The organism is Stenotrophomonas koreensis (genome assembly GCF_001431525.1).
Lineage (GTDB): Bacteria > Pseudomonadota > Gammaproteobacteria > Xanthomonadales > Xanthomonadaceae > Stenotrophomonas > Stenotrophomonas koreensis.
The window spans coordinates 168,799-189,193 of the sequence record NZ_LDJH01000013.1 but is presented as its reverse complement, the minus strand read 5'-3'; the positions used below and the strand labels follow the sequence as shown (position 1 = coordinate 189,193).

Sequence of the window (20,395 nt, the reverse complement as noted above, 5' to 3'; positions counted from 1 at the left end):
CTGCCAATCACGGCAGGGCTGTGACCGGATGCAATCAGCGCGCGTGCGCGGCCAGCTGGCCCAGCCGCTGCACCGCCACCGACACGGTCGGGTAATCCAGCGACTTCTGCTCGGCCAGCTCGCCCAGCATGGCCAGGGTAAAGCGCAGTGCACTGTCATCGCGGGCCATCCAGGCGGCCACCTTGGCGCTGGCATCGCTGCCCTTCATGCCCTGCACCTGGCCTGCCAGCACCCGCTGGTGGGCGGCCAGTTCATCGCGCAGCACACCGCGGGCAATGGCATGCCAGCGGCCATTGACCTCCAGCGCGTCGATCTGCTCGAAGATCCACGGCAGGCCGAGCGCATCGCCCAGGCGGAAGTGGACCTTGGACATCTCCACCGGCCGGGTCTTGCGCGCGATGGCCAGCTCGATGATGTCAAAGGCCGGCTCCAGGTAGGCCAGCTCGGCCAGCTGCTGGGCCAACGACGCCGGCAGCCCCTTGTCCTTCCAGCCCTGCACACGGGCCTCGTAACCGGCACGCTGGGCATCGGCCAGCACGCCGGAGGCACTGCGGATCTGTTCAAACGGGCCCTGGTAACGCTCCACCGCGGTGCTGATGGCCGGGATCGCCCCCGGGCGCTGCAGCAGCCAGCGCACAAACGAACGCTGCAGCTTCCAGATCACCTCCAGCGCATCGACCTGCACGCTTTCGGGCAGCTGGCCGTCCAGGGCATCGATCTGCGCCCACAGCGCGCGCGCATCGAGCGTTTCCCGGCTGATCGTATAGGCCTTGGCGACATCGGCGACACTGCGCCCGGTGTCCTCGACTATGCGCAGCAGGAAGGTGGCGCCCATCCGGTTGATGGTCTGGTTGGTGACCGCGGTGGCGATGATCTCGCGCTTGAGGCGGTGGCCATCCATGTAGGCGGCGTACTTGTTCTGCAGCGCCGTCGGGAAGTAGCGCTGCAGCTCCTTGGACAGGTACGGATCCTCGGGGATGTCCGACTCCAGCAGCTGGCCAAAGGCCACCAGCTTGGAATAGGACAGCAGTACCGCCAGCTCCGGACGGGTCAGGCCCTGACCACGGGCCTTGCGCTGGGACAGCTCGGCATCGGAAGGCAGGAACTCGATCGCGCGGTCCAGCTGACCGGCCTGCTCCAGGGTGCGGATGAAGTGCTGCTCCGAGCCCAGGCGCTTGCTGCTCATCCGCTCCATCAGGCTGATGGCCTGGTTCTGGCGGTAGTTGTCCATCAGCACCAGCTGGGCGACCTCGTCGGTCATCGAGGCCAGCAGCTTGTTGCGCTGGACCACGCTGAGCTTGCCGGCGGCGACCACATCGTTGAGCAGGATCTTGATGTTGACCTCGTGGTCGGAGGTGTCCACACCGGCGGAGTTGTCGATGAAGTCGGTATTGAGCAGCACCCCGGCGTGGGCGGCCTCGATGCGGCCGAGCTGGGTCATGCCCAGGTTGCCACCCTCGCCGACAATGCGGCAGCGCAGCTCACCGCCGTTGACCCGCAACGCGTTGTTGGCACGGTCACCCACATCGGCATGGGTTTCGCTGGCAGCCTTGATGTAGGTGCCGATGCCACCATTCCAGAGCAGGTCCACCGGTGCCCGCAGCGCGGCGCTGATCAGCTCGGTCGGCGTCAGTGCCGTCACTTCCTCTGCCAGCCCCAGCGCCTGGCGTACCTGCGGGGTGATCGCGATGGACTTGAGCGAACGCGGGTAGATGCCGCCGCCGGCACTGATCAGCGTGCTGTCGTAGTCGGCCCAGGAAGAGCGCGGCAGCTTGAACAGCCGCTGGCGCTCGGCGAACGAGCTGGCCGCATCCGGGCTCGGGTCCAGGAAGATGTGGCGGTGGTCGAAGGCGCAGACCAGGCGGATGTGCGGCGACAGCAGCATGCCGTTGCCGAACACGTCACCGGACATGTCGCCAATGCCGACCGCGGTGAAGTCTTCCTTCTGGCAATCGATGCCCAGCGCGCGGAAATGGCGCTTGACCGATTCCCAGCCGCCACGGGCGGTGATGCCCATGCCCTTGTGGTCATAGCCGACCGAGCCGCCGGAGGCGAAAGCGTCGTCCAGCCAGAAGCCGTGCGCGCGGGCAATGCCGTTGGCGGTGTCGGAGAAGGTCGCCGTGCCCTTGTCGGCCGCCACCACCAGGTACGGATCATCACCATCGTGGCGGACCACGCCCGGCGGCGGCACGATCTTGCCATCGACGATGTTGTCGGTGATGTCCAGCAGGCCGTTGATGAAGCGTTTGTAGCAGGCCACGCCCTCGGCAAACCAGGCATCGCGGTCGAGCGCCGGGTCCGGCAGCTGCTTGGCATAGAAGCCGCCCTTGGAGCCGACCGGCACGATCACGGTGTTCTTGACCATCTGTGCCTTGACCAGGCCCAGCACCTCGGTGCGGAAGTCCTCGCGACGGTCCGACCAGCGCAGGCCGCCACGCGCCACCGGGCCAAAGCGCAGGTGCACGCCCTCCACCTTCGGGCCGTAAACGAAGATCTCGCGGTAAGGGCGCGGCTTGGGCAGGTCCGGCACCTGGGCCGAATCGAGCTTGAAGCTGATGTAATCAGCCGGGCCGCCATCGGCGCGCAGGCCATCGGCGTAAGGGCGGTAGTAGCTGGTGCGCAGGGTGGCATCGATGACGCTGATGAAGGCACGCAGGATGCGGTCCTCATCCAGGCTGGCAACCTGCTCCAGCTGGGCGCCCAGCGCCGCGCGTACCGCTTCGCTGCGGGCAGCACGGGTGCTGGCCTTGCCGATGGCAGCCACCGCCGTAGCCGCCGCCGCATCGGCGGCTGCGGCCTGGACCAGACCGCTGGGAAGCATGGCCAGCGCCTTGCCACCCTTGGCACCGGCCAGGGCAGGATCAAAACGGGTCTGGAAGTGCTGGTCGATCAGCGCGGCCACCAGCGGATAGCGCAGCAGGGTGGCCTCGATATAGCTCTGCGAGAACGGCGTGCAGGCCTGCAGCAGGTACTTGCAGTAGGCGCGCAGCATGGTCACCGACCGCCATACCAGGCCAGCGGCCAGTACCAGACGGTTGAAGCCGTCGTTTTCCACCTCGCCACGCCAGATGCGGATGAAGGCCTCGGCAAAGGCGGCGTTGACCTGGTCCGGATCGATCGCCGCGCCCAGCGCCTGCACCTCGAAATCCTGGATGTGGAACAGCTGCGCATCGACCTGCAGCCGGTACGGACGCTCGGCAATCACGCGCAGGCCGAGGTTTTCCATCATCGGCAGCACATCCGACAGCGGCAGGTCCTCGCCCTTGCGGTACAGCTTCAGGCGCAGTGAACCATCGCTGTGGCGGGTATGCAGACGCAGCCGCAGGGTCTGCTCATCGTCCAGCTGGGCCAGCTCGCAGACATCCTCGGCGGCGGCCTGGGCACTGGAGTCTTCGATGTAACCGGCCGGCAACGCGCGGCCGAAGCCCAGCGCCAGGTTCAGGCCCAGGCTTTCCCCGCAGATCTCGACCAGCGCATCGCGCAGTTCATCGTTGAAGTTGCGCAGCAGCTCATTGAGGCGGTCATTCAAGCCGGCCACATCGACCTCGATGCTGGTACCCTCACGGCTGCGCACGATCAGGTGCAGCTGGACCAGCGGCGATTCGCCCAGCACCACACTGCTGTCGACAAATTCCCCTTGCAGCACATCGCGCAGCAGGGCCTCGATCCGCAGCCGCAGGTCGGTATTGAAACGTTCGCGCGGCAGGTAGACCAGCACCGAATCAAAGCGGCTGAAGCGGTCGCGACGCAGGAACAGACGGGCAGCGACGCGCTCGCGCAGGCCCAGCAGCCCCATCGCGGTGGCAAACAGCTCGTCCTCGGTGGACTGGAACAGCTCCACCCGCGGCAGGGTTTCCAGAATGTGGCGCAGCGCCTTGCCGCTGTGGCCGTTGGCATCCAGGCCGGAACGCTGCATCACGGCGTTGACGCGCTGGCGTACCAGCGGCACATCCCACGGGCGCACGCCCCAGGCACTGTTGGCAAACAAGCCGACAAAGCGCTGTTCGCCGGTAATCCGGCCCTCCTTGTCGAAGCTCAGCACGCCGATGTAATCCATGTAGCCGCCGCGGTGGATCTGCGAGCGGGCATTGGTCTTGGTCACAATGACCGGCGCATCCAGGCTGCCGCGCTGGTGCAGCCCCTCGGCCGCCAGCCCGGCGACCGGCCGCGACGGAGCACGCGGCTTGCCGCGCATCAGGCCCAGGCCGCTGCCCTCATCGGCCACCAGCCGGGCCTTGGCCCCCTTGCCCTGCACCTGGTAATGGCGGCTGCCCATGAAGACAAAGTGCTGGTCGGCCACCCAGCGCAGGAACTGCTGCGCCTCGCTGGCCACCGTCTGGCCATGGCTGGCCGGGCTGACCTGCTCAGCCGCGGCCAGGATCTGCTCGCGCATCGCTCCCGCATCGGCATTGGCGGCCCGCAGCAGGGCCAGCGCCTGCTCCAGCTCCTGCTGCAGCCCAGCCAGTTCCTGGCCCGGCTGACGATCAACTTCCACCAGCATCGTCGACTCACGCGGGCCCTGGCCGACGGCCTGCAGCCGTCCGGCCTTGTCGCGGGTCAATTCCAGTACCGGATGGCCCAGCAGCTGGACCCCGATGCCGCGCCCGGCCAGCACCAGGCTCAGCGTGTCGACCAGGTAAGGCATGTCCGGATGCAGCAGCTGGATCTGGGTATGGCCGGCATCGGCCGGGTTGCTGACCACCAGCTTGATCTGCCCGCTCTTGCGCTCGCGCGCCAGTTCAAACATCGCCGCGGCCATCGCCGCCCACTGCGCATCGCTGTGGCGGGCGTATTCGTCTGCGTCCAGGCGCTGGTAGAAGGCCTGGGCAAAGGCAATGGCCAGCGGCTGGTCGGCCTTCTTCAAACCACTGCCGAGGGCGGCAATCACCGGATCCAGCACAGGCTGTTGTGCCCGCTGCTGGTTTGCGCTGGTGGTAGCGGTGGAGGCTTTGGCGCTCTTGCTGCGCGGAGTGGTGGTGGTCTTGGCAACGCGGGTTGAGGATTTCATAGAGAAAGCAACAGGGTTTGCGGCCGGAAAAATGGTTCTTGGAGTGTAACCAGCGCCACGACATTTACCTGCTGCGCAGCATCATTGACCGATGTCTGCGCAGGGGTGCTTGAAATGGCACAAAACCCGCAGCAACTGTCAGCGCAGACCGGTTTCGTTGCGCGCGATGACAATGCGCTGGATTTCGCTGGTGCCTTCGTAGATCTCGGTGATCTTGGCATCACGGAAGTAGCGCTCCACCGGCAGTTCCTGCGAGTAGCCCATGCCGCCGTGGATCTGTACCGCCTGGTGGGCAATCCACATCGCCGCCTCCGAGGCGGTGAGCTTGGCCACCGCCGCCTCGGTGGAGAACGGCTGGCCCTGGCCCTTGAGCCAGGCTGCACGCAGGGTCAGCCAGGTGGCCGCGTCCAGCTTGCACTTCATGTCGGCGATCTTGGCCTGGATCAGCTGGAAGCTGCCGATCGCCTGGCCAAAGGCCTGCCGCTGCTGGGCATAGGCCACGCTGGCCTGGTAGGCGGCACGGGCAATGCCCACCGCCTGGGCGGCAATGCCGATGCGGCCGCCATCGAGCAGGCTCATTGCCAGCTTGAAGCCCTGCCCGGGTGCACCGATCACATCGGCCGCCTCGGCCAGATAGTCATCAAACCGGATCTCGCAGGTGGCCGAGGCGCGCACGCCCATCTTCGGCTCGCTCTTGCCGCGGCTGAAACCGGCACGGGTGGTATCGATCAGGAAGGCCGTGATGCCACGGCTGCCGGCCTGCGGGTCGGTGACCGCGAACAGGATCACCCAGTCGGCGACCGGGCCGGAGGTGATCCAGCTCTTGGCACCGTTGATCCGCCACTGGCCGGTGCCGGTGGCTTCGGCGCGGCAGCGCATCGCGGTGGCATCGGAGCCGCAATGGGCCTCGGTCAGTGCGAAGGCGCCGATGGCGCGGCCTTCGGCCACCTGGCGCAGTGCCCCCTGCTTGTGCGCATCGCTGCCGTGCAGGGTCAGCGCAGTGCAGAACAGCGAGTTGTTCACCGACAGGATGGTGGCATGTGCGGCATCGGCGGCGGCGATCTCGCTGATTGCCAGCACGGTGGCCACCGGGTCCATGCCGGCTCCGCCGAACTGGACCGGTACCTCGATGCCCATCAGGCCGTTTTCGCCGAGCAGGCGGATGTTCTCCAGCGGGTAGCTGGCGGCGGCATCATGTCCGGCGGCGCTGGGGGCAATCTTCTCGCGCGCGATGCGTGCGGCCAGTTCCTGCAGCATCAACTGCTCTTCGGTAAAGCTGAAATCCACTGCCGACCACTCCACTGCAAAAGAAGTTGCGAGTGTAACCATCAGCCAGCGCAAAGCCTTGCCGCAGTGCACGAAGCGCAGCGCCGCCCGGTGCTGCCATGGCTGGACAGGCCGCCCCTGCACGGGCAAAATATCGCTATATCGCGATGAATGGATATTTATGGATCTCGAGGATTGGTCAACCCGGCTGAAGGTCTTTGCAGACGCCACCCGTGTGCGCCTGCTGGCCCTGCTGGAAGGCGAGGAACTCACCGTGGCCGAACTGTCGGCCATCACCCGGCTGGCACAACCGCGGGTGTCGACCCATCTGGCGCGGCTGAAGGAGGCCGGGCTGGTGCGCGACCGCCGTGCCGGCGTCTCGGCGTATTACCGTTTCGACGAGGCCCAGCTGGATGCGGCGCAGCGCGCATTGTGGCATGCCTTGAAGTCCGGTAGCGATGATCCGTTGCTGCGCCAGGATGCCGAGCGCGTGGCCGGGGTGCTGGCCAGCCGCGCGGCCGAGCAGAACTGGGCCGATACCGTGGCCGGTGACATGGAGCGCCACTATTCCCCCGGGCGCACCTGGGAAGCGTTGGCGCGCAGCGCGCTGCCACTGCTGGAGCCGGGCGACGTGCTGGACATCGCCTCCGGCGATGGTGTGCTGGCCGAGCTGATCGCCCCGCATGCGCAGCGCTATGTCTGCATCGACACCAGCGCGCGGGTGGTGGCCATGGCCTCCGAACGTCTGCGCCGGCTGCCCAATGTGGAAGTGCGCGAAGGGGACATGCACACCCTGCCGTTCACCGCTGCCAGCTTCGACCTGGTGGTGCTGATGCACGCGCTGACTTATGCCGACAAGCCCGCCCAGGCGGTGGCCGAGGCCGCGCGGGTACTGCGTCCGGGTGGCCGGCTGCTGCTGTCCTCGCTGGGCAAGCACGAGCATCGCGCCGCGGTGGAAGCCTACGGCCACGTCAACCTGGGCTTTTCGGCCAAGGAGCTGCGCAAGTTCTGCGAAAAGGCCGGGCTGGAGGTGGCGACGGTGGAAACCGTGACCCGTGAACGCCGCCCGCCGCATTTCGAAGTGATCTCCCTGCTCGCCTACCGCCGCTGATGACCACCCTGCCCTGGCTCCACCCCGAACGCGCCAACGCGCTGCTGGCCGCCCTGGCTCGGCGCATCCTGATCATTGATGGTGCGATGGGCACGATGCTCCAGCGCCATCAGCTGACCGAGGCCGATTACCGTGGCCAGCGCTTTGCCGCTGGTTTTGATGCGCAGCAGCCGCCGGCCGACGGAACCGGCGTGGACCTGAAGGGCAACAACGACCTGCTGCTGCTGACCCGCCCCGAGCTGGTGGCCGCGGTGCACCGCGCCTACCTGGATGCCGGCGCCGACCTGATCGAGACCAATACCTTCAACGCCACTGCGGCCAGCCAGTCCGATTACCGGCTGGCGCACCTGGTCTACGAGCTCAACCATGCCGGCGCCCGGCTGGCGCGCCAGTGCTGTGACGCCGCCCAGGCGGCTACCCCGGACAAACCGCGCTTTGTGATCGGCGTGCTCGGCCCGACCAGCCGCACCGCCTCGATCAGTCCGGACGTCAATGACCCGGGCGCGCGCAACACCAGCTTCGATGCGCTGCGCGATGACTACCGGGTGGCCGCCGATGGCCTGATCGATGGCGGCGCCGACATCGTGATGGTGGAAACGGTGTTTGACACCCTCAACGCCAAGGCCGCGCTGTTCGCCATCGACGACGCCTTCGCTGCGCGCGGCGCACGGCTGCCGGTGATGATCTCCGGCACCATCACCGACGCCTCCGGCCGCACCCTGTCCGGACAGACCGCCGAGGCGTTTGCGATCTCCTTGCTGCACGCGCGCCCGCTGGCGATCGGCCTGAACTGCGCGCTGGGCGCGGCCGAGCTGCGCCCGCACGTGGAAGCGCTGGCGCGCAGCGTGACCTGCGCGGTCAGCGCCCACCCCAATGCCGGCCTGCCCAATGCCTTCGGTGGCTATGACCAGAGCCCGCAAGAGATGGCCACGATCCTGGCCGGCTTTGCCCGCGACGGCCTGCTCAACCTGGTCGGCGGCTGCTGTGGCACCACGCCGGACCACATCGCTGCGATCGCCCAGGCCATGAGCGGTATCGCCCCGCGTCCGGCAACCTCGGCACCACAACCATGACGACCGCCCTGCCCCCCCGCTACACCCGCCTGTCTGGCCTGGAGCCGCTGGTGATCACCCCGGCGCTGAACTTCATCAACATCGGTGAACGCACCAACGTCACCGGCAGTGCCGCCTTCCGCCGCCTGATCAGCGAGGGCGACTACGCGGCCGCGGTCGAGGTGGCCCGTCAACAGGTCGATGCCGGTGCGCAGATTCTGGACGTGAACATGGATGACGGCATGATCGATTCGGAAAGCGCGATGGTGCGCTTTTTGAACCTGATCATGGCCGAGCCGGACATCGCGCGGATTCCGGTGATGGTGGATTCGTCCAAGTGGTCGGTGATCGAGGCAGGGCTCAAGTGCCTGCAGGGCAAGGGCGTGGTCAACTCGATCTCGCTCAAAGAGGGCGAGGCGGCGTTCCTGGCCCAGGCGCGGCTGGTGCAGCGCTACGGTGCGGCCGTGGTGGTGATGGCCTTTGACGAGGACGGCCAGGCCGATACCTGCGCGCGCAAGGTCGCCATCTGCACCCGCGCCTACCACCTGCTGGTGGAGCGGCTGGACTTCGCGCCGGAAGACATCATCTTCGACCCGAACGTGTTCGCCATCGGCACCGGCCTGCCCGAGCACGACAACTACGCGGTGGACTTCATCCAGGCCACCACCCAGATCCGCGCCAGCCTGCCGCACTGCCATGTGTCGGGGGGCATTTCCAACGTCTCCTTCGCCTTCCGCGGCAACGAGCCGGTGCGCCAGGCCATCCATGCGGTGTTCCTGCAGCACGCCATCGCCGCCGGGCTGGACATGGGCATCGTCAATGCCGGCGCGCTGCCGCTGGTCGACGAGCTGGACCCGGTCCTGCGTGCGCATGTGGAAGATGTGGTGCTCAACCGGCGCGCTGATGCCACCGAGCGCCTGCTGGCCATCGCCGACAACTACCGCAAGCGCAAGGGTGCCAGGGCCGTGGTCGACGAGGCCTGGCGCGAACTGCCGGTGGACCAGCGTCTGGCCCATGCCCTGGTGCACGGCATCGATGCCCATGTGCAGGCCGATACCGAAGAAGCCCGCCAGGCCGCCGCACGGCCGCTGGACGTGATCGAAGGCCCGCTGATGGCCGGCATGAACCGGGTCGGCGACCTGTTCGGCGCCGGCAAGCTGTTCCTGCCCCAGGTGGTCAAATCCGCCCGGGTGATGAAAAAGGCCGTGGCCCATCTGCTGCCGTACATCGAGGCCGAGAAGGCGGCTGGCGGTGGCAGCGCCCGCACCGCCGGACGCATCGTCATGGCCACGGTCAAGGGCGATGTGCATGACATCGGCAAGAACATCGTCGGCGTGGTACTGGCCTGCAACAACTTCGAGGTGATCGACCTGGGGGTGATGGTGCCGGCGCAGAAGATCCTCGACGCCGCGCGCGAGCACGACGCAGACCTGATCGGCCTGTCCGGGCTGATCACCCCGTCGCTGGAGGAAATGGTGCAGGTCGCACGCGAGATGCAGCGCCAGGGCTTCACGCTGCCGCTGATGATCGGTGGCGCCACCACCTCGCGTGCGCACACCGCGCTGAAGATCGCCTCGGCCTATGCGCACCCGGTGGTCTGGACCAAGGACGCCTCGCGCGCGGTCGGCGTGGCCCAGCGCCTGGCCAGCGATGTCTTGCGCGACACCCTGGCCGCCGAGATCGCCGCCGACTACGCCGCCATCCGTGCCCGCCACGCCAACCGCGGCGAGGCCAAGCGACTGGTCTCGCTGGATCATGCCCGTGGCCAGCGTTTTGATGGTCATTGGCAAAGCTACACCCCGCCGGCGCCACGCCAGCCCGGCCACCATGTCATCGCCGACTGGCCGCTGGAGGACCTGTTGCCGGTGATCGACTGGACCCCGTTCTTCCAGAGTTGGGAACTGGCCGGGCGCTTTCCGGACATCCTCGATGACGCCATCGTCGGCGAGCAGGCGCGCAGCCTGTATGCCGATGCCCAGGCGATGCTGGAGAAGATCGTCGGGGAGAAGTGGCTCACCGCGCGTGCGGTGTTTGGCCTGTTCCCGGCCAACAGCCACGGCGATGACGTACTGGTCTCCGGCCCCGACGGCCCGGTCACGCTGCACTTCCTGCGCCAGCAGGTGGACAAGCCGGCGCAGCGCCCGGACTTCTGCCTGGCCGATTTCATCGCCCCGGCCGCCAGCGGCAAGGCCGACTGGATCGGCGCGTTCGCGGTGACCGCCGGCATCGGCATCGACGCCCACGTGTCCCGCTTCGAGGCCGACCATGACGATTACAACGCCATCCTGCTCAAGGCGCTGACCGACCGCCTGGCCGAGGCGCTGGCCGAACGCCTGCACCAGCGCGTGCGCACCGACTACTGGGGCTATGCCGAGGGCGAAGCCCTGGGCAACGAGGACCTGATTGCCGAGCGCTACCAGGGCATCCGCCCGGCGCCGGGCTACCCGGCCTGCCCGGAGCACAGCGAGAAGGTCACCCTGTTCGCCCTGCTCGACGCCCCCGGAAACGCCAGCATGCAGTTGACCGAAAGCTTTGCGATGCTGCCCACCGCGGCGGTATGTGGCTATTACTTCAGCCACCCGGACAGCCAGTACTTCGTGGTCGGTCGGGTCGGCCGCGACCAGGTGGCCGACTACGCCGCACGCAAGGGCATTGGGCAGTCGCAAGCCGAGCGACTGCTGGCACCCATCCTTGACTACGACCCGGAATGAGCCGGCCAGCGAGGATGCCGCAATGAATCAAACCACCCTGCCAGATGCCAACGCCATCGCCCAGCTGCTCGCGCTCGGGCAGGCGGCACTGGCCTGTGAACAGACGCCGATCCGCTGGCAATCCGGCGACGGGCTGCCCTGGCCGGAGTATCCGCAAGCGCTGAAGGATTTCTTCGCTGCTGCCGCACAACCACCCTGGTCGGACAGCCACTACCAGCCACAGGCCTGTTCTGCGCTGATCCGCGCCGAGGACGGCATCGCCCGGGCTGGCCTGGCGACCCTGTGCAGCCTGCTGACCTGGATGGTCCGTGGCGAACGCTTCTGCGATGGCCACTGGGCCGCCATGCTCGAGCAGGGCCACCTGCGCCGCTGGCTCGAGCGCCTGGCCGCGTTTGCCTGATTCCCCCCTTCCCCCACCGGCGCCGCTGCGCCAGATGAGCTGTTGATGTCCGTCAGTGTCGAGCGCGTACCGGTGGTACGCCTGTCCAGTTTCTACCTGTTCTATTACGCCGCGCTGGGCGCCTTCACCCCGTACTGGAGCCTGTACCTGGAAAGCCAGGGCATGGGCATCACCGCGATCAGCGTGATGATGAGCCTGTGGTATGCCACCCGGGTGGTCGCACCCAGCATCTGGACCAGTGCCGCGGCGGTGTCCACCCGCCCGATCCGCTGGCTGCAGGCCGGCTGCGTGCTGACCCTGCTCACCTTCTGCGCCTTCCTGCTGCCGCTGCCCGGGGTCTGGCCGTTCGTGGCGATGGCCGCGTTCTGCTTCTTCTACAACGCGGTGATGCCGCAGTTCGAGTCGATCACCCTGACCCACCTCGGGGCGGACAGCCACCGCTATGGCCGGATCCGGGTCTGGGGCTCGTTCGGCTTCATCGCCGTGGTGGCCGGCTTTGGCCTGCTGATCCAGCGCTACGGTGCCAGCCACCTGCCCTGGTTGATGCTGCCGCTGTTCGGCCTGCTGCTGGCCAGCGCGCTGGGCAACCGCTATGCCCGCGACATCGACAGTGGCACCGACTCGGGCGACCGCGCCGGCTTCTGGAGCATCGTGCGCCGGCCGGCGGTGCTGGCCTTCTTCATCGCCGCCTTCCTCGAACAGCTGTCCTTCGGCCCTTACTACACCTTCTTCTCGGTCTACATGAGCAGCCATGGCTATGCCACCGGCATGCTCGGGCTGATGTGGACGGTCGGGGTGGTGTTCGAGGTGGCGGTGTTCTTCGCCATCTCGCGGCTGTTCCGGCGTTTTGATGCCAGCTGGCTGCTGATCATCTCCATGGCCAGTGCCAGCCTGCGCTGGGTCGCCACCGCGCTGTGGCCGGAGAACCTGCCGGTGATGCTGGTGGCCCAGGCCACCCATTGCTTGGGCTTTGCCGCCTTCTTCGCCTCGGCCATGCAGCTGCTGGCCGGCTACTTCCCCGGCCGCCTGAACGGCCACGGCCAGGGCTTGTTCTATGGCTTTTCCTCCGGCCTGGGCGGCGTGCTCGGCGCGCTGATCGCCGGCCAGCTCTGGCGCTTTGGCGATGGCCAGGTCGCCTTCCTGGCCGGTGCAGGCTTTGCCTTCATCGGCACCGTGATCGCCTTCATCTGGGTGCGGCCGCAACGCAAGCCCGCCACCTGAGCGACCCGGGTCACACAACCGCCATCGGCAGCGCCGGCAGGCCCTGACTGCGTGCTATACGGGCAGGCCGAAAACACAAGGAATCGTGTCATGCGTCAATGCTGTCTCAGTGCCGTGCTTGCCATCGCTGCCAGCCTGCCCACCACCGCTACCGCCGATGACAGTGCCGGGCGTCTGCCGGTACGGCTGTATGCCGATGCCTGCATCCGCACCCTGCCCGACCCGGCCCAGCTGGAACAGCTGATGGCCACCATCGGCGTGCCGCTGGAGGCCGATACCCGTTTCCTGCAGGGCCAGCCCGGCAAGGCCTGGCTGGTGGCCGACCCGTACCAGCGCACGCATGCCCTGGCCCGTCAGAACCGCGGCCTGTGCCTGCTGTACGTGCGCCAGGGCGATGCCACCGCGCTGCAGGAGGAATTCAACCACCTCGGCCGGTCCGCACCGGCACCGCTGCAGGTCCAGCACGACAGCCAGGCCTCGGCCGATGGCAAGCGCCAGACCCTCCAGTACACCTGGCACGAGCCGGGCCAGCCACGCGCGGTGCTGTTGATGATGACCATCGACCCGGCGGCCGATGCCAGCCTGCGCGCGGTGATAAGCGCCAATTACACCGATCCGCCGGCAACCGGCAGCCGCTGAGGTCACAACGCCCGGCCAGCGCCGGACAGACAACAAGGCCCGGGTCACCCCGGGCCTTGTCGCATCACACTGGCCGCATTTACCAGACCAGATCGTCGGGGATCTGGTACTGCGGGTCGGCGTAAGGATCCTCCTGCGCCGTGGCATTGGGGTCCACCTTCAGCGCCACGCCCTGCGGGAAGATGGCCTCGGCTTCGGCCAGTACATCAGCCGTTACCACCAGGTAACGCCCGTTCTGCTGCAGCACGCCCAGCTGGCCGGCGTTGAGCGCCTTGAGCTGCTCGGCGGTGACATACACGCGCTTGATCTTGCCGCCGTACTCGAAGTGGCGGGCGATCTCGGCCGATTCCACATTCAAGGACTTGCCGGCAATGAAGGCATCGAACTTCGCCTTGGCCTCGCGGCGCAGGCGGGCAGCCTCCTGCTTGGCCGCCTCGGCGGCCAGGCGCTCGTCCTTTTCCTTCTGCGCACGGATGGCATAGGCCTTGGCCAGGTCGATGTCCTCCTGGCTGCGCCCCGCCCTGGCCGGGCCGGACGGACGCCGCTCAGCGCGCGGCTTGCCGGGCTTGCCAGGCTTGTTGGCGTCAGCCCCGGCGGCCGGGCATTGGCCACGCCCGCCGGGGCCGGGCTTGCGCGGGTCAGGCTTGCGTTCGGGCTTGGGGGCAGGTTTGAAGCCCATGCCCAGTAACTGGTCGCGGATCGAATCGCTCATCGTTGTTCAATAATGCGGCGGCGGCGGTTCGCTCGCCGGGTCGGAGGAATTGAGCGCATTGCGCATCTTGCCGAGGTCTTCCATCAGCACCCGCAACAGGTTGGTGTTGCGGGCACCTTCCATGCGCGCCTCGGCCAGGGCATCACTGAGCTCGGCGATGGTGTGTTCCTGGAAGGAAAGCCGGGTTTCCAGTTCCACCAGCCGCGCCTCGAGCGCTTGTTCGCGTGCACTGTGCGTGCTGGGATCAGTTGCGGTCATGCGGGCATTCAACTCGTTGGGACCTTCCAAACGGGAAACGGTGCCGGGCTTGCGCCGCGGCACCGTTGGCTGACCACGGCCAGCGCCTGTTTCAACTGGCGCCGGCGCTGTGGATCAGGGCATCACACCCAGCAGTTCGACGTCGAAGGTCAGGGTCGCATCCGGACCGATCTTGCCGCCCGGGGCGCCATTGGCACCGTAGGCCAGCTCGGACGGGATCCAGAAACGGTACTTGGCACCGACAGGCATCAGCGCCACGCCTTCGGTCCAGCCGGCAATGACCTGGTTCAGGCCGAACTCGGCCGGTTCGCCACGCGCATAGGAGCTGTCGAACACCTCACCGGACAGCAGCTTGCCTTCGTAGTTCACACGCACGCGGCTGCTGGCGGCCGGCTTCTCGCCGGAACCGGCACGCAGCACCTGGTACTGCAGGCCCGAAGCAGTGGTGATCACGCCGGGCTGGGTCTTGTTGGCAGCGAGGAATTCGGCACCGGCGCGACGGTTTTCTTCCGACACGCGGGCGGCCTTGGCCTGGGCGAACGCCTGCAGCTCGGCCATTGCCTGCTCACGGGTGAAGCGCAGCTCGCGCTTGGCGAACACATCACCGACGGCCGCAAACAGCGCGTCCAGCGAGATGTCGTCCTTGATCTGGGTCAGCGACGGGCCGACCGCATAGCCGCCCAGCAGCTGACCGACCTTGACCGGGTCCGGCTTGGGGGCTTCGGTGCCCGGCGCCATGCCCGGGATCGGCTGGCCGCTCTTGGCCATCATTGCCATGCGCAGCGCACCGTCGGTGGCCTGGGCTTCTTCCTGGCTCAGTACCGGGTCCTTGCCGGCAAAGGCATTCTCGATCGCAGCGCGCAGGGCAGCCACATCGATCAGGTCGGCCAGCGGCTCGAACGAGCTGGCCACGTCAATACCAACGGCGTAGCCGATCTTTTCACGTTCCGAGGTCAAAACAGAGGTCTCCTTGTTAGCCGCTGCGGCAGCTGATTGTTGGGCGGTGGCAAGCACCGGTGCAGCCATCGCCAGAGCCAGAAGCGACACCGCAGCGCCGCGCATTCCGATTTTCATTCGCTGTTTTCCTGGATCAGTGAATTACCGCCTGACGGCGGCGTGATGGCGCACATTGTCGCATGCGCACCGCACTTGTCGAGCCATGGCCGATCAACGCGGCACCGGCTCGGCCAGTGCCTGCTCGATGGCGGCAACCAGCTCCGGTGCATCCGGACGCACCCGGCTGGGGAACTGCGCACGCACCGTGCCATCGCGACCGATCACGTACTTGTGGAAATTCCAGCCCGGGGCGACCCCGGTAGCGGCGGCGAGCTGGCGGTACAGCCCGGTGGCCTGCGGCCCCTTCACCACCACCTTCTCGTACATCGGAAACTTCACCCCGTAGGTCAGCGTGCAGAACTCGGCAATCTGCTCCTCGCTGCCCGGCTCCTGGCCCATGAAGTCATTGGATGGAAAGCCAATCACCGCAAAACCGCGCGCTGACAGCCGCTGGTGCAGTGCCTCCAGGCCCTCGTACTGGGTGGTATAGCCACACTTGCTGGCGGTATTGACCACCAGCAGCACCTGCCCGGCATGGGCCTGTGCCAGGTTGACCGGCTGCTGCCGGGCCAGCGGCCGGTACTGGTGGTTGAGCACCGGACCGACCGCAGACGCCTGGCCGGCAACCGCAGGCGACGGTCCGGCACAGGCAACGGGAGCCACAACAAGCAAGGCCAACACAGCACACATGAGCAGGCGCATCGAAAGAATCTGCAATCACAAGGGGGGTTCAGCATAAAACATGACCTTTGGCATCGTCGCGGCCCGATCTTGGTGTTATAGTTAGATACAACACCAGCCACGCAGAGCGGCACACCATGAACCGATCCCGCACGCCCGTACATTCATTCAATGCCCGGCTGTACGCCGTGCTGGCGCTGGCCGCGTGTTTCTGGTTGGCGCTGATCGCCAGCATCATGCTGCTGGCGCTACCCAACGCCAGCGACACTCCCGGCACGGTCGACAAGGCACTGCCCGACCTGCGCAGCAGCCTGCACCTGCCGTACTTTTCCTTTGCCCGGGCCCTGCGCCCCGGGAGTTGACATGACCGATATCCAATGGCGCGATGACGCCCCGATCTACCGCCAGCTCAAGGAACGGGTGATCACCCTGATGCTCGATGGCGAGCTGCAGCCCGGCCAGGCCCTGCCCTCGGTGCGCCAGGTCGCGGCGGACTACCAGCTCAACCCGATCACCGTTTCACGCGCCTACCAGGAGCTGGTGGACGAGCAGCTGGTGGAAAAACGCCGCGGTCTGGGCATGTACATGACCCCGGATGCGGCCCGGCTGCTGCTGGCACGTGAACGCGAACGCTTCCTCAACCATCAGTGGCCCGCTGTCCTGGAGCGCATCGAGCGTCTGGGGCTGTCACTGGCCGACCTGATCAAGGCACCCCGATGAGCACTGACCTGAACGCTCCGATGATTACCGCCCGCGGCCTGCGCAAGGCCTATCGCGGCAAGGGCCAGCCCGCCCTGGACGGACTCGACTTCACCCTGCAGCCGGGCCGTATCGTCGGCCTGATCGGGCCCAATGGCGCCGGCAAGACCACCGCGCTGAAGGCCATCCTCGGCCTGACCGGGTTTGACGGCGAGCTGTCGGTGCTTGGCCAGGATCCGCGCCGCGCCCGCGATGCACTGATGAATGATGTCTGCTTCATCGCCGATGTGGCGGTACTGCCGCGCTGGATGAAGGTGCGCGAGGCCATCGACTTTGTCGCCGGCGTGCATCCGCGCTTTGACCGTGCCCGTTGCCTGGCCATGCTGGCGGCCACCAAGCTGAAGATGGACATGCGCGTGCGGCAGATGTCCAAGGGCATGATCGTGCAGCTGCATCTGGCCCTGGTGATGGCCATCGACGCCCGCCTGCTGGTCCTGGACGAGCCGACCCTGGGCCTGGACATCCTGTATCGCAAGCAGTTCTACCAGCAGCTGCTGGAGGATTATTTCGACGAGGGCAAGACCATCGTCATCACCACCCACCAGGTCGAGGAAATCGAACACATCCTCACCGATGTACTGTTCATCCGCGACGGCAGGATCGTGCTGGACAGCGCGATGGAAACCCTGGCCGAGCGCTACTGCGAAGTACTGGTCAGTGCCGAACAGCTGCCGGCCGCGCGTGCGCTGGGGCCCATCGACGAGCGCGCGTTCCCGTTCGGCAAGACCGTGCTGCTGTATGACAACGTGCCGCGGGCCGAACTGGCTGCCCTCGGCGAACTGCGCAACCCCGGCCTTGCCGACCTGTTTGTCGCCAGCATGAAAGGAACCTACGCATGAACGCCGCCGTGACCCCTCTTCCCCCGTTGCGTCGCTTCGGCTGGCTGCTGCGCCGCGAATTCTGGGAGCATCGCACCGGGGTGTTGTATGCCCCGCTGGTCGCCGGCGGCCTGGCCCTGTTGCTGACCGCCATCGGCATGGTCACCGCGGTCCTGCTTGGCCGCAACGCCTCCGGCCAGGTCGACATGAATGGCGAGACGATCACCCTCAACGGCCTGGACCTGGCGGCCCTGGCCAGCCGGATGGGCCCGGAGGATTACGGCCAGCTGGCCGATGTGCTGAACATGACCCTGCTGCTGGCCGCGTTCTGGCCATTGCTGGTGATGGCCTTCGTGGTGTTCTTCTACTGCCTGGGCGCGCTGTATGACGACCGCCGCGACCGCAGCATCCTGTTCTGGAAATCGCTGCCGGTCTCGGACCTGGCCACGGTGTTGTCCAAACTGGCCACCGCCCTGCTGGTGGCTCCGCTGCTGGCCATCCTCGCCTCGGCGCTGACCGTGGCCGGTTATCTGGCCCTGATGATGGCCGGCGTGGCCTGGGCCGGGGCCGACCCGGTCGCCCTGGTCTGGCAGCCCGCCCGCCCGCTGGCCCTGCTCGGCAACCTGCTGTTGTCGCTGCCGGCCTATGCCCTGTGGGCACTGCCGACCGCTGGCTGGCTGCTGCTGTGCTCGGCCTTCGCCCGCCGGGTGCCGTTCCTGTGGGCGGTGGTGGTACCGGTGCTGGGCGGCGCCCTGCTCAGTGCCAGCGGGCTGGTCGGGATGACCGGGCTGGGGCATGCCGCCCTGTGGCGGGACGGCATCGCCCGCCTGCTGCTGGGCACCATGCCCGGGATGACCGAGCTCTACCTGCCCGATGCCGCCGGCCAGGACCAGGCCGCACTGACCAACCTGTTCTCGGCCAGCCATGCCTTCGCACCGCTGTCGCTGCCGGCCCTGTGGATCGGCGCTGTCTTCGGGCTGGCCTGCGTGGCCGGGGCTGTCTGGCTGCGCCGCCGCAGTGATGACAGCTGAAACACCGCGCCCTTTCACATCCTTCCGCTCCTGCCGAGGTCTGCCATGAACCTGCGTCCTGCCCTGCTTCCCGTTGGCCTGTTGCTGGCCGCCTGCAGCCAACCACCGGCAGCCACTGCCGGCCCGGCCACCACCGCCGACAGCGCAAGCCCGGCGGCCGATGGCCCGGCCAACTGCCGCCATCACGCCCCGCGCGCGCTGGAGCTGGCGCTGGACGGGGTCACCTCGGTCAGTTTCGAAGTCGGTCCGGACACCCTGGTCCTGACCGGCCAGGAGCAAGCCACTGGCCAGTTGAGCGGGCGTGCCTGCGCCGCTTCTGCCGACCTGCTGGATGGGCTGCAGATCACCCAGCAGCGCGAGGGTGACCAGCTGCGGGTGAAGCTGGAAGCGCCGATGCGCCAGGGCCTGAGCCTGGGCCGGGAGCGCTACGCCTGGCTGGACCTGCGTGGCAGCCTGCCGGCGCAGATGCCGCTGAGCGTGCAGCTGGGATCGGGCGATGTCCGCTTGACCGGTACCGGCGCACTGCAGGCGCGGGTGGGCTCCGGCGACCTGGTCGCCAGCCGGATCGGCGGTCCGGTGCAGCTGACCCTGGGCTCGGGCGACGTCCAGATCGACAACGCCAACGGCCTTGCCGCCACCCTCGGTTCGGGCGATCTGGAGGCCAGCGCAATCACCGGCGCGGTCGAGCTCACCGTCGGCTCCGGCGATGTCAAGCTGCACGGCATCGGCAGCCTGTCCATCCCGGCGTTGGGCTCGGGGGACATCCAGGCCGGGCAGATCAATGGCGATGTCAGCATCGGCAGCGTCGGCTCCGGCGATATCCAGCTGCAGACAGTCACCGGCTCGGTAAGGGCACAGACCATCGGTTCGGGCGAGTTGCGCGTGGACCAGGCCAGCGGCAGCCTGCAGGTGCAGCAGCTGGGCAGTGGCGAGGTCAAGCACAACAACATCGGTGGCGACGTGCAGTTGCCGCGCAAACCCTGACAACCGGAGAACATTGCCATGCGTATTCCCACCCCGCTACAGCGTCTGGCACTGGCTGCCGCGCTGATCCTTCCCCTGGCCAGCTGCGCCGAGCAACAGGCCGACCTGAGCAGCAGGATCCAGGCCCAGGTGCGCCAGGAAATGGACAAGGCCGCGCAGAAGCTGGCCAACGAGGAGTTCCAGCTCAATGCCGACGGCTTGCCGGCTGCCTCGATCAGCCCGGAAGGCGTGCTGAGCATCGATGGCAAACCGCTGCCGCTGACCGCCGAACAACAGGCGCTGGCGCTGCAGTACCGCCAGCAGATCCAGACCATCGCCAGTGAGGGCATGCAGCTTGGCCTGCAGGGCGCCGAACTGGGGGTCGGCGCAGCAGCAACGGCGTTGGGCGGCGCGCTCAGCGGCAAGGATGCCGGCCAGATCGAGGCCGAGGTACAAGCCAGGGCTGCCGGCCTGAAGCAGGCCGCTGCCCAGCTGTGTGATCGCCTGCCGGCATTGATGCTCGCCGGCCAGGCGCTGGCCGCCGCCGTGCCGGAGTTCGCACCGTATGCATCGATCAACGACAAGACCATTGCCGATTGCCGCAACGACGGGCAGATCGATCTGTCCTGATCAACGCATGCTGATCTGCCGGACCTGAGTCGGCGTACAGGCGGGGCGACTACAATGGTCGCCCCGTTTTGCTGTCTGC

The 20,395-nt window shown here is 67.3% G+C and carries 18 protein-coding genes; 12 read left to right on the top strand and 6 right to left on the bottom strand.

Annotated elements, in window-relative coordinates; translation table 11 throughout:
* Positions 1-34: 34 nt before the first annotated feature.
* Entirely contained in the window at positions 35-5,008 is a 4,974-nt protein-coding gene (locus ABB25_RS08950) for an NAD-glutamate dehydrogenase (RefSeq protein WP_057666011.1), read from the bottom strand.
* Positions 5,009-5,146: 138 nt separating this feature from the next.
* Positions 5,147-6,337: an acyl-CoA dehydrogenase family protein gene (locus tag ABB25_RS08945; RefSeq protein WP_338062034.1), complete on the bottom strand. Its 1,191-nt coding sequence runs from the start codon at positions 6,335-6,337 to the stop codon at positions 5,147-5,149.
* 118 nt (positions 6,338-6,455) lie between these two features.
* Here ABB25_RS08945 and ABB25_RS08940 point away from each other — a divergent pair, with 118 nt between their 5' ends.
* The 6 genes from ABB25_RS08940 (at position 6,456) to ABB25_RS08915 (ending at position 13,408) form a co-directional block, all read left to right on the top strand.
* Positions 6,456-7,385, top strand: coding sequence for an ArsR/SmtB family transcription factor (locus tag ABB25_RS08940; protein ID WP_057666007.1), 930 nt, complete (start codon positions 6,456-6,458; stop codon positions 7,383-7,385).
* On the top strand, positions 7,385-8,458 hold the full coding sequence (locus ABB25_RS08935; RefSeq protein WP_057666005.1) for a homocysteine S-methyltransferase family protein: 1,074 nt from the start codon (positions 7,385-7,387) through the stop codon (positions 8,456-8,458). Before ABB25_RS08940 ends, ABB25_RS08935 begins: the two co-directional genes overlap by 1 nt.
* On the top strand, positions 8,455-11,148 hold the full coding sequence (gene metH, locus ABB25_RS08930; protein ID WP_057666004.1) for a methionine synthase: 2,694 nt from the start codon (positions 8,455-8,457) through the stop codon (positions 11,146-11,148). Before ABB25_RS08935 ends, metH begins: the two co-directional genes overlap by 4 nt.
* A gap of 22 nt (positions 11,149-11,170) precedes the next feature.
* Complete coding sequence (locus tag ABB25_RS08925) at positions 11,171-11,548, top strand: DUF6508 domain-containing protein (RefSeq protein WP_057666002.1); 378 nt, start codon at positions 11,171-11,173, stop codon at positions 11,546-11,548.
* 45 nt (positions 11,549-11,593) lie between these two features.
* Positions 11,594-12,769 (top strand): MFS transporter, encoded by a 1,176-nt coding sequence (locus ABB25_RS08920; RefSeq protein ID WP_057666000.1) that lies wholly within the window; start codon positions 11,594-11,596, stop codon positions 12,767-12,769.
* A 90-nt stretch (positions 12,770-12,859) separates the two neighbouring features.
* On the top strand, positions 12,860-13,408 hold the full coding sequence (locus ABB25_RS08915; RefSeq protein ID WP_152981133.1) for an NMCC_0638 family (lipo)protein: 549 nt from the start codon (positions 12,860-12,862) through the stop codon (positions 13,406-13,408).
* A gap of 79 nt (positions 13,409-13,487) precedes the next feature.
* Here the strand turns inward: ABB25_RS08915 and ABB25_RS08910 are convergent, their stop codons facing one another.
* From ABB25_RS08910 to ABB25_RS08895, 4 genes are all read right to left on the bottom strand, one after another.
* On the bottom strand, positions 13,488-14,120 hold the full coding sequence (locus ABB25_RS08910) for a DUF2058 domain-containing protein (protein ID WP_057665997.1): 633 nt from the start codon (positions 14,118-14,120) through the stop codon (positions 13,488-13,490).
* Between the two features lie 6 nt (positions 14,121-14,126).
* The gene (locus ABB25_RS08905) at positions 14,127-14,378 is read right to left on the bottom strand and encodes a SlyX family protein (protein WP_057665996.1); all 252 of its coding nucleotides are present in this window, start codon (positions 14,376-14,378) and stop codon (positions 14,127-14,129) included.
* A 114-nt stretch (positions 14,379-14,492) separates the two neighbouring features.
* Positions 14,493-15,452, bottom strand: coding sequence for an FKBP-type peptidyl-prolyl cis-trans isomerase (locus ABB25_RS08900; protein WP_057665994.1), 960 nt, complete (start codon positions 15,450-15,452; stop codon positions 14,493-14,495).
* Positions 15,453-15,545: 93 nt separating this feature from the next.
* On the bottom strand, positions 15,546-16,124 hold the full coding sequence (locus tag ABB25_RS08895) for a glutathione peroxidase (protein WP_083488221.1): 579 nt from the start codon (positions 16,122-16,124) through the stop codon (positions 15,546-15,548).
* A gap of 128 nt (positions 16,125-16,252) precedes the next feature.
* Between ABB25_RS08895 and ABB25_RS14560 the strand changes: the two genes are divergently transcribed.
* The 6 genes from ABB25_RS14560 to ABB25_RS08870 are packed head-to-tail and all read left to right on the top strand — an operon-like array spanning position 16,253 to position 20,316.
* A complete protein-coding gene (locus tag ABB25_RS14560; RefSeq protein ID WP_152981131.1) occupies positions 16,253-16,477 on the top strand; it encodes a hypothetical protein in 225 nt (74 codons plus the stop codon).
* Between the two features lies 1 nt (position 16,478).
* Complete coding sequence (locus ABB25_RS08890) at positions 16,479-16,835, top strand: GntR family transcriptional regulator (RefSeq protein ID WP_057665992.1); 357 nt, start codon at positions 16,479-16,481, stop codon at positions 16,833-16,835.
* Complete coding sequence (locus ABB25_RS08885) at positions 16,832-17,713, top strand: ABC transporter ATP-binding protein (RefSeq protein ID WP_057665990.1); 882 nt, start codon at positions 16,832-16,834, stop codon at positions 17,711-17,713. The genes ABB25_RS08890 and ABB25_RS08885 overlap by 4 nt, the downstream gene beginning before the upstream one ends.
* The gene (locus ABB25_RS08880; RefSeq protein WP_152981129.1) at positions 17,710-18,723 is read left to right on the top strand and encodes a hypothetical protein; all 1,014 of its coding nucleotides are present in this window, start codon (positions 17,710-17,712) and stop codon (positions 18,721-18,723) included. Before ABB25_RS08885 ends, ABB25_RS08880 begins: the two co-directional genes overlap by 4 nt.
* 45 nt (positions 18,724-18,768) lie before the next feature.
* Positions 18,769-19,707: a DUF4097 family beta strand repeat-containing protein gene (locus ABB25_RS08875; RefSeq protein WP_057665986.1), complete on the top strand. Its 939-nt coding sequence runs from the start codon at positions 18,769-18,771 to the stop codon at positions 19,705-19,707.
* Positions 19,708-19,725: 18 nt separating this feature from the next.
* Positions 19,726-20,316, top strand: coding sequence for a YggN family protein (locus ABB25_RS08870; RefSeq protein WP_057665985.1), 591 nt, complete (start codon positions 19,726-19,728; stop codon positions 20,314-20,316).
* Positions 20,317-20,395: the final 79 nt, after the last annotated feature.

Coding starts and splice junctions, on each gene's coding strand:
- ABB25_RS08950 (WP_057666011.1), bottom strand. CDS start 5,008: ATGAAATCCTCAACCCGCGTTGCCAAGACCACCACCACTCCGCGCAGC.
- ABB25_RS08945 (WP_338062034.1), bottom strand. CDS start 6,337: ATGGTTACACTCGCAACTTCTTTTGCAGTGGAGTGGTCGGCAGTGGAT.
- ABB25_RS08940 (WP_057666007.1), top strand. CDS start 6,456: ATGGATCTCGAGGATTGGTCAACCCGGCTGAAGGTCTTTGCAGACGCC.
- ABB25_RS08935 (WP_057666005.1), top strand. CDS start 7,385: ATGACCACCCTGCCCTGGCTCCACCCCGAACGCGCCAACGCGCTGCTG.
- metH (WP_057666004.1), top strand. CDS start 8,455: ATGACGACCGCCCTGCCCCCCCGCTACACCCGCCTGTCTGGCCTGGAG.
- ABB25_RS08925 (WP_057666002.1), top strand. CDS start 11,171: ATGAATCAAACCACCCTGCCAGATGCCAACGCCATCGCCCAGCTGCTC.
- ABB25_RS08920 (WP_057666000.1), top strand. CDS start 11,594: ATGTCCGTCAGTGTCGAGCGCGTACCGGTGGTACGCCTGTCCAGTTTC.
- ABB25_RS08915 (WP_152981133.1), top strand. CDS start 12,860: ATGCGTCAATGCTGTCTCAGTGCCGTGCTTGCCATCGCTGCCAGCCTG.
- ABB25_RS08910 (WP_057665997.1), bottom strand. CDS start 14,120: ATGAGCGATTCGATCCGCGACCAGTTACTGGGCATGGGCTTCAAACCT.
- ABB25_RS08905 (WP_057665996.1), bottom strand. CDS start 14,378: ATGACCGCAACTGATCCCAGCACGCACAGTGCACGCGAACAAGCGCTC.
- ABB25_RS08900 (WP_057665994.1), bottom strand. CDS start 15,452: ATGAAAATCGGAATGCGCGGCGCTGCGGTGTCGCTTCTGGCTCTGGCG.
- ABB25_RS08895 (WP_083488221.1), bottom strand. CDS start 16,124: ATGTGTGCTGTGTTGGCCTTGCTTGTTGTGGCTCCCGTTGCCTGTGCC.
- ABB25_RS14560 (WP_152981131.1), top strand. CDS start 16,253: ATGAACCGATCCCGCACGCCCGTACATTCATTCAATGCCCGGCTGTAC.
- ABB25_RS08890 (WP_057665992.1), top strand. CDS start 16,479: ATGACCGATATCCAATGGCGCGATGACGCCCCGATCTACCGCCAGCTC.
- ABB25_RS08885 (WP_057665990.1), top strand. CDS start 16,832: ATGAGCACTGACCTGAACGCTCCGATGATTACCGCCCGCGGCCTGCGC.
- ABB25_RS08880 (WP_152981129.1), top strand. CDS start 17,710: ATGAACGCCGCCGTGACCCCTCTTCCCCCGTTGCGTCGCTTCGGCTGG.
- ABB25_RS08875 (WP_057665986.1), top strand. CDS start 18,769: ATGAACCTGCGTCCTGCCCTGCTTCCCGTTGGCCTGTTGCTGGCCGCC.
- ABB25_RS08870 (WP_057665985.1), top strand. CDS start 19,726: ATGCGTATTCCCACCCCGCTACAGCGTCTGGCACTGGCTGCCGCGCTG.